Here is a 9,443-nt window from a genome sequence, read left to right on the forward strand (position 1 = left end):
TTCTATAAAAACCATAGACTTTATATTCTTTTAATCTTTCACACAGCGAAAACCCGTATGCTGCAAGCCAGAATCTGGACTTGACTTCATCCGAGCGGAGCTGCGGTAGCTGGAACAATAGCCATCATTACAAAGAAAAGATCCTCCGCGCATGACGCGTTTAGGGACTCCCGGCTCATCGGGATCATAGCTGGAAGATGGACCTTTGGGATTAAAAACGGGGCTCTTTTTATAATACGTAGGGCGGTACCAATCCGAACACCACTCCCACACATTTCCGGCAGTATCATATAATCCATAACCGTTTGCAGGAAAAGATTTTACGGGTGCGGTGGTGGTTTTATAACCGTCGAGTGCTTGATCTTCGTATGGAAAATGGCCTTGAAAACTATTCGCTTTATAGGGGGCTTTATTCACCGACGCATCCCCCCAAGGGTAGATTTTATTCTTTAAACCACCGCGAGTGGCCCACTCCCATTCGGCTTCTGTAGGCAATCTTTTTCCTGCCCAACGAGCATAAGCGGCGGCATCATCCCACGAAACATGGACTACTGGATGGGTTTCGCGACCTACACTAGTTGACCCTAGACCTTCCGGATGTTTCCAATCAGCTCCACGCTTAAACGTCCACCATTGGCTATAATCAGTCAAACTAACTGGACCTATTGTGGGAACAAAGACCAAAGAACTGGGGGCTAAAAGCGAATCGGCTGGCTTAGGTGTTCCGGCAGGAACCTGCTTAGCTAATTCGGACCAATCAATCGCTTTTTCTGCGGTCGTGATATAGCCTGTGGCTTTGACAAAAGCAGCAAACGCCGCATTCGTCACCTCGGTTTCATCCATCCAAAAAGCATTAACATGAACATGATGTACCGGATATTCATCTACACGACCCTGTGCATCATGCGAACCCATGGCATAGATTCCAGCAGGAATTCGCTTCATCCCCTGATAGGATTTCAAGGTCGGTTTAGGCTTAGGGCTGCTAAGTTGTTTTAGCCGCGTGGGGGTAGGAACGTGGCAAACAGGGATTTTGGCCTGACTGAAAACAGCCAGACTAATCAATGTTAAAAAACTAGTTAAATAGTACATAAGCCACCGCCAGTGTCACAAACACATTAAATAACTGGGCGATTAAGAAAGCGTATAATGGCTTCTTGCCTTCCTTCGAGAACAGATCTGAAAATTTGGTTTCCAAACCGATGCTCGTAAATGCCAAGGCAAACCAAAGTCCTTGCAAAGCCTTGAAACCTCCCTTAACTTCATCGATTTTATCCGGGGAAATCACGAAGGAAAAAAGCAGCGATGCTGCGATGAAACCCAAGACGAATTTAGGGAAGCGCTCCCAGATCACGGCGCAAGTTGGCTTGGCTTCCTTCACTGTTGACGACTGGTTATTTGTCATTGTCCAGTAAATAGAAATCGCGAAAGCGGCGAAACCTAGAAGAACGTTTTGGGAGAATTTAACAATCGTCGAAATCTTCAAAGCCTCCTCACCCACCATCGTTCCGGACGCAATTACCGCTCCCGTCGTATCAATCGTTCCGCCTAACCAAGCACCCGTAACCGCCTGCGAAAGACCCAAAGCCTGCGCAATAAATGGCAAAAAGATGATCATCGGAATGGCAGTAATCAACACAATCGAGATCACATAAGATAACTTTTTAGAATCGCCCTTAATGGCTCCAGAGGTTGCAATCGCCGCTGAAACACCGCAAATCGATACCGCACTGGAGATCATGATGGCAAATTCTTCGTCGATGCCCATTTTTTTGGAGATCCAAAAAGCGAAATACCAAACCGAAATAACCACTATCAAAGCCTGTATCAAGCCGAGTGATCCAGCCTTTAAAATGTCGCCAAAAATCACGCTCGTACCTAATAAGATCAAACCGATTTTCACGAACAATTCCGTCGAAAGAGATTCCGTTAACCACGCCGGAAGCGTGAAGAAATTACTCAAAACTAGCCCGATAGTCAAGCTGAAAATCACCGCTTCTAAATTCCAATTTTTCAAGAAGGCATTGCCCGCTAGCACTAAAGCCAGCGAGGTAAGTACGAAAACAATGGGGAAACCTTTGGCAGTACCTGCGACACTTTTACCTAATACACTAGCTGCGAGAATGGCGATCACATACGAGAAAAGGAAGATCTGACCCAGCTTTAATAGATTGCCGGACGTGATTACCTTTTCCGTTAAGTCACTAGTCGTTTCCCAGCCGAAAGAAGGGGATGGAATTTTCACCCCTAAAAGGGCCACTCCGATGATTAAAAAACCCAAAAGGACTACCGTCCAATCTTCCGTTAAAATGCTCTTTTTCATTATTTAGCTGGAGTCAACACAATGTTTCTATATTCCACCGGACCGTGGTCGCCTTGCATCATGATGGGACCTGGAGCTGCTTCATCGCTGTCCATTGCGCCGCCCGTGATGCCGGGGATGTTTTGTTCGATGATGACTTTTTGGCCATTTAAAGTCACTGAAACCTTGCGACCCACTAAAGTAATGTCATAGGTTTGCCACTCGCCAGCCGATTTTGCGGCTTGGAAAAGTGGATCGATAAAGCCATAAATGCCGCCTAAATAGATGCTATATGGCGCTTTTCCGTAACTATCTTCTACTTGAGCCTCATAGCGTCCGCGTAAATACACGCCGCTATTACTTCCCGGAGGCAAACGGAATTCGATATGTAATTTGAAGTCGTTAAATTTTTGATCCGTACAAATATTGGCACCGGATTCTGGACTTTTCAATGACCCATTTTCTACGATCCACTGGTTCTTAGGCCCTAAAGCTTTCCATCCTGTTAAATCTTTTCCATTAAATAAGGTGATCGGTTTGTCCCAAACCGGTTCCGCACCTCTCCATAAAGAGGGAGCGCGAACGCCCGTAAAGGCCATCGCTTTACCGTTTGGTTTTACAATCGTTCCAGACAATTTCCTGTCTTTTAGATCTCCCTCAAAGGACATATAGGGATCAAACTTATCCCATTGTGGTGGAATTTTAAAGGAGATGTGTCCGTCCTTAAAAAAGACTTCTGAAATAGGTCTAGCAGAACCGCCATCTCCCACAAAACGTCCGGTAAGCGTTTTAAGCCCTGAGTGACGCACTTCTAACCAAGAGGGTGCGGTAGAAACTCCGCCATTGCGGTTTTCCATGGATACGTTTAAATCCCACGCTCCTTCTAGAGGATGGTGCTCATCCTGAGCATAGGCGCTTGAAGCAAAAGCGAATAGAGCAAATAGTAATTTTTTCATAGTCTTACGATTTAACCGCCTCCATTTTAGGCGAGATGAAATGAATGAGTAACCACGCAAACAAATACGCGCAGCCACATGTTGCAAATATAAGATTATATCCTTCAGATAATGCATTGTCTGCCTTGTACGCGTCCAACACCACTCCGATGATAAACGGAAAAATAACACCGCCCAGCGAACCAGCCAAACCACCTATCCCCACGACAGAGGAAACGGCGTGTTTGGGAAACATATCTGACACGGTCGTAAATATGTTCGCCGACCACGCCTGGTGCGCGGATGCTGCGATGGAAATTAAGAATACGGCCTGCCAAATATCCGTCGCCCAGCGTGCCCCAATAATGGGCACCGCACAAAGCGCAAAAAAGAACAAAGAGTATTTTCTAGCCTTGTACACCGGCCAGCCTTTCTTCATTAACCAGCCTGAAATATAACCTCCGCCAATACTCCCGATAGAGGTGCAAGTAAATAGAACCGCTAAATGTAGACTGGGCTTTTTCAAGTCTAATGCAAAAGTCGTGGAGAAATACGACGGTAACCAAAACAAGAAAAACCACCAGATGGGATCCGTGAAGAACTTACCTACGATGAATACCCAGGTTTGGCGGTAACCGAATAATTTGCTCCACGCGATGGGCTTCACGTCGGTCGTCTCATCCTCCGACTGAATATGCGCTAATTCTTCTTTCGTGACAGAAGTATGCTTCGAAGGAATTTCATAAAATACCCACCATAAAATCAACCAAATAAATCCAATCGCTCCAGTTATAAGGAAGGCTTCCTCCCAACCATACGCTCCTAAAATCCAAGGCACCATAATGGGCGCGACCATCGCGCCGATGTTTGCGCCGGAATTAAAAATACCAGTCGCTAAGGCGCGTTCTCTTTTTGGGAACCACTCCGCCACCGTCTTAATCGCCGCCGGAAAATTCCCCGCTTCGCCGGCTCCTAAAGCGGCGCGTGCCGCGCCGAACCCAAACGTAGTCTTTGCCAAAGCGTGCGCCATCGCCGCGACGGACCAGATGACGATGGAGATGGCATAACCCGTTTTAGAACCTATCTTATCTATCACCTTCCCAAAAGCCAACAATCCGATCGCATAGGACGCGGTGAAACACATCACGATGAAACTATAATCCGTCTCCGACCAGTTCAATTCCTTCTCTAGCGTGGGCTTCAACAAGCCAATCACCTGGCGATCTAAATAGTTAATCGTCGTCGCAAAAAACAAGAGGGCGACTACCACCCAGCGGTAATTTCCTTTCATTAGAATCCGATTGAATTCCCGCCGTCAACCGGGATTGAGACGCCTGTAACGTAATTTGCTGCATCTGAGGCTAAATAAACTGCCGCCCAACCGATGTCTTCTGGTTTCCCAAAATAGCCCATCGGCGTGCGATCCATCGCCTTGTGTTTGCGATCCGGATCCGAATTCATCGCGGTTCTACTCATCGCCGTTTCGATAAATCCTGGGGCAATCGCATTCACACGAACGCCTTTGCCAGACCACTCAGATGCGAGCACTCTCACTAAACCATAAATACCGGTTTTAGACGAAGCATAAGCTGCTACACGATCGATTCCGTAGTATGCTGCCATCGAAGAAATCATGATGATCGAACCCTTTCCGCGTTCTAACATATGTTTTCCTACCTCCCGCGTCAGCGAGAAAACGGCGTTCAAATTCACGTTAATAATGTTTGCAAAATCGTCATCTGAAACTTCTACGGCCGGGCGTTTCATGTTGATGCCCGCGTTGTTTACCAAGATGTCGATGGCGCCATGTTTCGCTACGAGACCCGTTACGAGCTGAGCTGTCAAGCTTAAATCAGCCACATCGTTCACCGCATAATGCGCCCCAGCCCCTAAGTTCGCAACCGCCTCCTTCAGCACCTCTTCGCGGCGACCCGTGATCACGACCGTGGCGCCGGACGCTAAAAAGCATTTCGCGATATCGAATCCGATTCCGGTTCCGCCGCCCGTGATGAGCGCCACGCGCCCTTGCAATGAGAATGGTTGTTGCATCTTTTTTATCTAATTTAAAGTGGTGCGAATCGCTAATTCGAGTCCACGTATTTCTGCCAAACCGCGCAATCTTCCGATTGCCGAGTAGCCTGGATAGGTTTTCTTTTTCAAATCATCTAACATTTGGTGACCGTGATCTGGGCGCATCGGAATCTGTTCGCCTCCTCTTCTTTTCTCTTCTTCCACCACCGCTTTCACCACCTCGAACATATCCACATCACCTGTTAAGTGAGGCGCCTCATGGAAAATCAACGGATCATTCTGTTCTCTAAAAGTCGTGCGCAAATGCAAGAAGTGAATGCGATCAGCGAAGCGGCGAACCATCCCAGGCAAATCATTATCCGCTCTAACTCCTAAAGAACCCGTGCAAAATGTAATTCCGTTCGCGCGCTCTGGTGAAGCGGACATTAAAAATGCCAAATCCGATTCTGTACTCACCACCCGCGGCAAGCCCAATAAGGGGAATGGAGGATCATCCGGATGGATGCAAAGATTAATCCCTAATTCCTGTGCCAAAGGCGCGATCGATCGCACAAAATAGTGCAGGTTTTCACGTAATTGATCCGCTGAAATGTCTTTGTATTCATCCAATAAACTTTGGAAATTTTCTAAATGAAAAGCTTCCTCTGAGCCGGGAAGGCCTAATAATGCGGTGTTTTTCAACTCTGCTTTTTCCTCTTTTGACATAGATGCGAAACGCTGAGCAGCCGCAGCCTGAACCGCTGGCGTATAATCTTTCGAGGCGCCTGGTCGCTGCAAAATATGCAAATCAAACACCGCGAAATCCGTCCAAACAAAACGCAAAGCGCGTGCCCCATCGGGCATCTCAAAGTTCAATTTTGTCCGCGACCAATCGAGCACAGGCATAAAATTATAGCACACCGTTTTGATGCCACAAGCCACTAGATTTCGTAAAGATGTCTTGTAATTTTCAATGAGTTGACCGCGTGACACTAAGGCTTTCTTAATCCCCTCGTGTACCGGAAGCGATTCCACAACTGACCAATGCAAAGGCGTCCAATCCTGATTCCCCGTTTCGATCATCGCAATACGTTCTTGAATGGATTCAATAGGCCAAACTTCCCCCACCGGTATTTGGTGCAATGCGGTAACGACTCCTGTACATCCGGCTTGACGAATATCCATCAAGGAAACCGGATCGTTCGGACCGAACCAACGCATCGTGTGTATCATGTAAATTAGTTTAGAAACTAAATAGTAAAGCGAAAATGCACAAAATTTACTGAAAAACCTGCGGGGTTAGAGGGATAGTTGGAAGCGTATTTGCGGATATATTATCAGATATTTGCGGATATTTTTCTCTCAAAACACCAACTCATACCTCGCCGACCTCCCCGCTCCCACTGGCGTAAACACCTGCATTGAAACGAGCTCCTGAAGATCACGCGAGGCGGTGGCACGGGAGGTTCCCGTGATTCCCACATATTTGCGGACATTCATTCCGCCTTGGAAAGAGTCGGGGCCGGCTGCTAGCATGCGGTTGATGACTTTGTTTTGGCGCTCGTTCAGTTGGTGTTCGAAGACCGCGAAGAAGTGCCATTTCGAAATGGTAAACTGGATGAGTTTGTCGGCGAAGGTTTGGGCTTCTAACAATGTTTGCACAAACCATTCAATCCAATCTGTGATGTTAAGGCCTTTTTCTGCTTGCTGGAGGGCCTGATAATAGGCCTTTTTGTTTGCCTCAATGGCTTTGGAAATACTAAAAGGCAAAGGACATTGAAGACCCTGCGAAAGCGCTTTCTCCACGATGGCGCGACCGATCCGGCCATTGCCATCCTCGAATGGGTGAATCGCCTCGAAATACAAGTGAGCGACCGCCGCCTTAACCGGTGGCGCCATCCAAGCGGCCTCGTTAAACCACTGTAAAAATTGCGCCATTTCGGGTGGAACACGCGAAGACGGTGGAGCCTCGTAATGAATGGTAGGCCGAGCGAAAGACCCAGAAACAATCTGCATGGGCGCTTCATCCGTCCGCCATTCGCCAGCATTTATTTGAGGCGTATTTCCCATTAATTTTGTATGCCAAAGCTTCAGCCGCTCCTCCGTCAATGGCTCAGCAAACGAATTCCGCACATCCATCAACATCTCACTCAGCCCAATGACATCCTTGTTTTTGGGCAAGTGCGGACTCGCTAAACCTAAATTCCGGCGAACCGAAGACATAATATCTAATTCGCTGTAGTGTTCCCCCTCAATGGCGGACGTCTTTAAAGCCTCCGCTACCATCAATTGAATCATCATTTCCGTCCGATCCTCCAGAGGCAAAGCGGCTAATTTACCGCTCAATTCACCTGATTTCTGCATAAATGCAAAGATTTGTGGCTCGATACGATTCGTATCAAACTCAAAATGGGGCCAAGAATCTCGTTGCCAGTTGTACACGATGAGGCGATTAATAAGTCTAATCGCCTCAAATATAGTTAAATTTTGAGTCGATTAGCGAAATTAATCGACTCATTTACAAATTCTCCCTAATCCAATCCACCGGCGTCGTCCCGTATTCCTCCTTAAAGGTCTTGTAGAAAATGGATTTGCTCTTAAAGCCAGACATCTCCGCGATTCCCTCGATGGACGTGGTTAGGTGGGTTCCGGAGCGCAACAAGGAGGTCGCGTGTTCGATACGTAATTTGTTGCGGTAGGTGGGGAAGGGGACTTTTAATTGCTTGTTGAAAAAGTTCGTGACCCGGTTATGGGGGATGTTTAATGCCTGCGAAATGTCGTGCAGGGAGAATTGGGTTTTGACGTAGGGTTTTTGGGTTTCGATGTAGGCAATGATGCGCTCGTAGTCGGATGATTTTTCGAAGGAATCTTCCGTTGAGGTTTTGGCATTCTCAGAAGTTACTCTTTTCCAGGTCAGCATAAAATTATCTAAAAAAGACAAGGGCTCCTTTTCATTATACAACCAGTTAGGAACAAAAAAGAAACTTAAAGGCAATACCAGCGATTGAAAATATAGGTAATTCGTATTGACCGCATCAGAGTTTAAAAAATTGATCATCCCTGGTTGTTTTGAATTCAAACTCAATATAAACACGACGAATAAACTAGGAATAATCGTCAATAAGGTCACAATAAAAATACGCGTGAAAAGGACGGTCACTTTCTTTTTAATATAGATTCCACCAGCTGCTTTCAATTGATTGATAAACCAGATACCATAAATAATAAAGGCCGTATTATAAATAGATATAAATAAATACTGTTGTTTAAGTGTGAGAAAAAAGTAGGCATTGAGGTCTTGATTAAAAATAGGTGTACTAAAATAATCCACCCTATTTTCAAAGGGTAAAAAGTAGAATGGAATTAAATTAATCAGAAAAATGAGTGAAGGGATTGAAAGTAGCAGCAAGTACTTATCCCAAACAAATTCCCCTTTCATAATACTCTTCAGATAGTAAAGAAAGAAGGGCCCCTGGAGAACAATTAAAGGCGACAAATGGTAAACCAAGGTAAAGTGTAAATCGTCAGCAAAAAGTGGACCGATAGAGGTTATTTCTTAGGGAGTGTTTCCAAACAATTATTAACTTAACAAAATGGAAACAAGAAAAAAACAATCAGCAGAAAATTACATCAAAGACATCCGTCGAAAGACACGTCGCCTGTTTAGTTCCGAGCAGAAGATTCAAATCATTATGGAGGCTTTACGAGCCGAGAGTTCGATAGCGGAACTATGTAGAAAACATTCGATCCAAGAGTCTACTTTTTACAAGTGGAACAAAGAATTCTTGGAAGCGGGCAAGAAGCGATTATCAGGAGATCTAACCCGAGAAGCCACCAGTGATGAGGTCGCTGATCTTCGCAAAGAGAACCTTAAACTTAAAGAGACCTTAGCTGATTTAGTTCTTCGCTATGACATCGTAAAAAAAAGTTTAAACGCCTTGGAATAAGCGAAAAGCTCAAACGATATATGCGATTGACAGCATCAGAAAAACAAGAAATCATTCACATGGTCACAAGATCAGATATAGGGATTAATCGAACACTCAAGCAATTGGGTTTGAATAAAAGTACCTTTTATCTATGGTATAAATTATACAGTGATTTTGGGGTGGATGGGCTAAGTCCTAACAAGCGTTGTGGCAGGCGTCATTGGAATGTGATTCCCTCACAGCAAAAGAACCTGGTGGTTGAATTAG

9 protein-coding genes and 1 pseudogene are annotated in these 9,443 nt (G+C 45.7%); 2 read left to right on the forward strand and 8 right to left on the reverse strand.

Going from position 1 to position 9,443, the window contains the following annotated elements:
- Positions 1 to 30: 30 nt before the first annotated feature.
- The 8 genes from ACST13_RS07570 to ACST13_RS07605 all read right to left on the reverse strand — a co-directional run bounded on the left by ACST13_RS07570 (position 31) and on the right by ACST13_RS07605 (position 8,686).
- Positions 31 to 1,092, reverse strand: a complete 1,062-nt coding sequence (locus ACST13_RS07570; RefSeq protein ID WP_459522592.1) for a formylglycine-generating enzyme family protein — start codon at positions 1,090 to 1,092, stop codon at positions 31 to 33.
- Entirely contained in the window at positions 1,076 to 2,323 is a 1,248-nt protein-coding gene (locus ACST13_RS07575) for a YeiH family protein (protein ID WP_459522593.1), read from the reverse strand. The genes ACST13_RS07570 and ACST13_RS07575 overlap by 17 nt, the downstream gene beginning before the upstream one ends.
- Positions 2,323 to 3,258 (reverse strand): 3-keto-disaccharide hydrolase, encoded by a 936-nt coding sequence (locus ACST13_RS07580; protein ID WP_459522594.1) that lies wholly within the window; start codon positions 3,256 to 3,258, stop codon positions 2,323 to 2,325. The genes ACST13_RS07575 and ACST13_RS07580 overlap by 1 nt, the downstream gene beginning before the upstream one ends.
- 4 nt (positions 3,259 to 3,262) lie before the next feature.
- On the reverse strand, positions 3,263 to 4,528 hold the full coding sequence (locus tag ACST13_RS07585) for an MFS transporter (protein ID WP_459522595.1): 1,266 nt from the start codon (positions 4,526 to 4,528) through the stop codon (positions 3,263 to 3,265).
- Entirely contained in the window at positions 4,528 to 5,286 is a 759-nt protein-coding gene (locus tag ACST13_RS07590) for an SDR family NAD(P)-dependent oxidoreductase (protein WP_459522596.1), read from the reverse strand. The genes ACST13_RS07585 and ACST13_RS07590 overlap by 1 nt, the downstream gene beginning before the upstream one ends.
- A 9-nt stretch (positions 5,287 to 5,295) precedes the next feature.
- Positions 5,296 to 6,480 carry a mannonate dehydratase gene (gene uxuA, locus ACST13_RS07595; protein WP_459522597.1) on the reverse strand — a complete coding sequence of 395 codons (1,185 nt, stop codon included), beginning with the start codon at positions 6,478 to 6,480 and terminating at the stop codon, positions 5,296 to 5,298.
- 129 nt (positions 6,481 to 6,609) lie between these two features.
- The gene (locus ACST13_RS07600) at positions 6,610 to 7,689 is read right to left on the reverse strand and encodes a Fic family protein (RefSeq protein ID WP_459522598.1); all 1,080 of its coding nucleotides are present in this window, start codon (positions 7,687 to 7,689) and stop codon (positions 6,610 to 6,612) included.
- 76 nt (positions 7,690 to 7,765) lie between these two features.
- A complete protein-coding gene (locus ACST13_RS07605) occupies positions 7,766 to 8,686 on the reverse strand; it encodes a helix-turn-helix domain-containing protein (RefSeq protein WP_459522599.1) in 921 nt (306 codons plus the stop codon).
- 154 nt (positions 8,687 to 8,840) lie between these two features.
- Here ACST13_RS07605 and ACST13_RS07610 point away from each other — a divergent pair, with 154 nt between their 5' ends.
- Both ACST13_RS07610 and ACST13_RS07615 read left to right on the forward strand, forming a co-directional pair.
- Entirely contained in the window at positions 8,841 to 9,194 is a 354-nt protein-coding gene (locus ACST13_RS07610) for a transposase (protein ID WP_459522600.1), read from the forward strand.
- Positions 9,195 to 9,253: 59 nt separating this feature from the next.
- A pseudogene (locus tag ACST13_RS07615) lies at positions 9,254 to 9,443 on the forward strand (hypothetical protein); the annotation flags it as partial.

It is taken from the genome of Aquirufa sp. A-Brett2-W8, from assembly GCF_054558755.1.

Excerpts from the sequence above, each read along its gene's own strand:
- ACST13_RS07570 (WP_459522592.1), bottom strand. The coding sequence starts at position 1,092 with ATGTACTATTTAACTAGTTTTTTAACATTGATTAGTCTGGCTGTTTTC.
- ACST13_RS07575 (WP_459522593.1), bottom strand. The coding sequence starts at position 2,323 with ATGAAAAAGAGCATTTTAACGGAAGATTGGACGGTAGTCCTTTTGGGT.
- ACST13_RS07580 (WP_459522594.1), bottom strand. The coding sequence starts at position 3,258 with ATGAAAAAATTACTATTTGCTCTATTCGCTTTTGCTTCAAGCGCCTAT.
- ACST13_RS07585 (WP_459522595.1), bottom strand. The coding sequence starts at position 4,528 with ATGAAAGGAAATTACCGCTGGGTGGTAGTCGCCCTCTTGTTTTTTGCG.
- ACST13_RS07590 (WP_459522596.1), bottom strand. The coding sequence starts at position 5,286 with ATGCAACAACCATTCTCATTGCAAGGGCGCGTGGCGCTCATCACGGGC.
- uxuA (WP_459522597.1), bottom strand. The coding sequence starts at position 6,480 with ATGATACACACGATGCGTTGGTTCGGTCCGAACGATCCGGTTTCCTTG.
- ACST13_RS07605 (WP_459522599.1), bottom strand. The coding sequence starts at position 8,686 with ATGAAAGGGGAATTTGTTTGGGATAAGTACTTGCTGCTACTTTCAATC.
- ACST13_RS07610 (WP_459522600.1), top strand. The coding sequence starts at position 8,841 with ATGGAAACAAGAAAAAAACAATCAGCAGAAAATTACATCAAAGACATC.